This is a genomic window from Asaia sp. SF2.1, assembly GCF_000505765.1.
Lineage (GTDB): Bacteria > Pseudomonadota > Alphaproteobacteria > Acetobacterales > Acetobacteraceae > Asaia > Asaia bogorensis.
In genome coordinates, this window is sequence record NZ_AYXS01000003.1 from 70,054 (window position 1) to 72,177 (window position 2,124).

Below are 2,124 nucleotides of genomic sequence, written 5' to 3' on the forward strand. Positions count from 1 at the left end.
AGGCCTCGATCTGTTCGAGGAACGCAATCCGCGCCTGGGTGGTGGAGAGCTGCTCTTCCCAGAAACCGTTGATGTCATAATGGGCGATAAACCCGAACATATTGGACAGGCGCCGATAGAGGCGCTTGTTCCAAGCGCTGCGCGGCATGCCGCGCGCGATGAACGAGAGAAGCATGTCACCCATGCGCGCCTTGTCTTCGGCGGTCTCAAACGACGTTGCAACATAGGCGTGAGACGCCAGAGGCGGATTGCGCAGCGTGGCGCATTTGAGTTCGGCGCTCATGCGGCAATGCAAGCCCGCGGCTCACGGCGCCATGCGCCGTGATAGCGTGCCACGTCAGGCAAGGAGGGATACCGGCTATCGTGCGCAGCACCTGAGTCCTCGAGCTCGTGCAGCCAGCTGACCGAGCAGGTCATGCGTGCGCCAGATGTGAGCGATCGCAGAACGGCGAAATCGGAGCGACCGGAGATCGTACGATTTTCCCAGTGACCCGTTACCGGGTTGCGGCAGGCTGCCGCATAGGTCCCGTTGAGGAAGCTCTCGAGAATAAAGGGCTCAGACGCGCTTGCATCTGTGCGGGCCTGAGCATTGCGGAGGCTGCGGGGAATGCGAAAGATCGTGCCGGCGGCAATTGTGCCGACGCGCAAAGGGTTATCCCCGCCCTGAAAGGGCGAGGTGTAATACTGTCGCAGCATGGTGCGCTCCTATGTCAGGGATGTGCGCGTCTGCTATGCAGGCGCAGAGAAATCAGGCAGCGACGAGTTCAGCGTCCACCGGCTGCATTGCGGCCTCGTCGGGAGGCAGGATGAAATTGGCGGCCTCGGTGGCCAGACGCGCTGCGGTGAAGATTGCGCGCTTGTCTTCTTTCATGAGGGCGAGCCAGGACCCGATATAGCTGGCGTGATCCGAGCGCGGCGCGATACCAAGCTCGGTCAGGATGAAACATGCAGAAAGCTCCGCAACCAGCTCCTCGGCTCCATATCCATGGGTGCCAAAGCGGTTCGACAGATCGCGGGCGAGGCGATGTTCCGCTCCCGACCAATGGGCAAGTTCATGAAAGGCGGTGTTGAGGAATGCTGACTGCTCGGCGAAAGCCTCACGCTGTGGAAGAGCGATGTAGTCCAGAGCGGGTGCGTAGAAAGCCTTGTTCCCACCAAAGCGGATATCGGCTTTTGTGGCGGCAATCACGGCCTCGGCGGCCTCGTGACGCTCGGCCAATGGCGTAGAAGTCGGAACCTCGCACGCGCTTTCTGGCAAGCCCTCGCATTGCTCGAGTAGGGTAGGCCGGCAAAGTCTCAGGAAGAACATTGCTAGGCCCCCCTCCGAACCGGACGTGCACCTTTCAGCGCATCCGGCTCTCCACGACTGCGTGCTATCCGCCGTTGGCGGTCGGTTGGTTGACCGGCGTGGATGCTATTGTGGCAAGCGACGCATAGAACCACGCGCTTGCGCTGCCGGGCCGCCTGCATGTGGCGGGACAGTCCAGCATATTGCATCTCCGCGACCCGACGGACGTGATGGATTTCACAGGGAAGGTCTTCCCGACCGCAACGCTCACACTGGCGAGCATTGAGCCGTTCGACCAACTCTGTCCTGCTAAACACAAACTGGGTCGAGCGGGGTTTATCGATCCCGCCCCACGTTCGTACATGTCGTCGCAGGTCCTTCAACTGCCATAGTTTGATCGCGCGGGGTTCATTTCCCACTTCGAAGCGGATGAAGAAGTCCACTCCACGCCGCAGTCTGGCGAAGACCTTGCGAGCCGATGTCCTGTGCTTGGCGGCGATGGTTTTGACGCAGGAGAACAGGGCGAAGTAACCGCCTTTGTTCAGCTTGCGCTTCACGTCGTCAGCTAGGGCATAATAGTTCGCAAAGCCGCGCCATTCGGCATTGTAGGCAAGGACGATCTCCACGTCGCTTGCGAAGCGCAGCGCGGGCCGACCACGCGGGCGGAAGGCTTCATAGTCGCCCCAGCCCTTGTCATTGACGAACCGGACAACCCGATCCCTCGGAACGCGAAGCCGCAGTCGGTCAGCCAAGCCGCGCCGCGAGGTCGGACGACCATCAAAGATCGCCTTATGCGGATTACGGTTGGTGCTGGTGCAGACTTCGTATCCTAAGAA

General features: G+C 60.8%; 3 protein-coding genes and 1 pseudogene. All 4 read right to left on the reverse strand.

What is annotated here, in order from left to right; genetic code table 11:
- Nucleotides 1-283 (reverse strand): annotated as a pseudogene (locus P792_RS37380) (hypothetical protein); the annotation flags it as partial.
- Nucleotides 280-696: a hypothetical protein gene (locus P792_RS23705; protein WP_023977767.1), complete on the reverse strand. Its 417-nt coding sequence runs from the start codon at nt 694-696 to the stop codon at nt 280-282. The gene P792_RS23705 and the pseudogene P792_RS37380, both read right to left, overlap by 4 nt.
- A gap of 52 nt (nt 697-748) precedes the next feature.
- A complete protein-coding gene (locus P792_RS23710; protein WP_152530139.1) occupies nt 749-1,258 on the reverse strand; it encodes a zincin-like metallopeptidase domain-containing protein in 510 nt (169 codons plus the stop codon).
- Nucleotides 1,259-1,311: 53 nt separating this feature from the next.
- On the reverse strand, nt 1,312-2,124 hold an 813-nt coding region (locus P792_RS37930), incomplete at its 5' end, for a group II intron reverse transcriptase/maturase (protein WP_023977769.1).